The 442-nt window shown below is 62.4% G+C and carries 2 pseudogenes; one reads left to right on the top strand and one right to left on the bottom strand.

What is annotated here, in order from left to right:
• Nucleotides 1–189 (top strand): annotated as a pseudogene (locus SB725_RS30185) (hypothetical protein); the annotation flags it as partial.
• Between the two features lie 12 nt (nt 190–201).
• Here SB725_RS30185 and SB725_RS30180 read toward each other — a convergent pair.
• Nucleotides 202–442, bottom strand: a pseudogene (locus SB725_RS30180) (hypothetical protein); the annotation flags it as partial.

Raw genomic sequence — 442 nt, 5'->3', positions numbered from 1 at the left:
CTCGAGGAGATCAAGGGCGCCGCCGACAGCCAGCGGGAGCTGTACTGTTTCTTCTATGGCGTGACGCCGGCGCTCAAGCAAGTGCCGAGCAAGAAAGACCCCGAGTCGACCTTCGAGGTCTTCAGCGCCAATATCGAGAACCTGGATCACTTCGTGATCCGTGAGGCGCCGGGGCTGGAAGCAAAATAACCTCCTTCGGTTTCAATGCTTGGGCAGCTCCAGAGCGACGGCCCCGGGGTGCTTCCTGACCAACGCATACGGCAGCACCGCCCACTCAGGCCCGTCACAGGCCCGCGCTACCCGAGGAAAGTAGGCCTTGAGGAACAGCCCCTTGGGAGTGAAGTACCAACTGTTATCGCCCCAGACGCTCTCATCGCTGTAGTTGCAGCCCTCGTCGGGGTCGGTCGGCTCGCGCCTTGTACCCCGCCAAGATGCGCGAGCC

Source organism: Pseudomonas sp. SIMBA_041 (assembly GCF_046535095.1).
GTDB classification, from domain to species: domain Bacteria; phylum Pseudomonadota; class Gammaproteobacteria; order Pseudomonadales; family Pseudomonadaceae; genus Aquipseudomonas; species Aquipseudomonas mucoides.
This window is presented reverse-complemented; position numbering and strand designations above follow the sequence as displayed.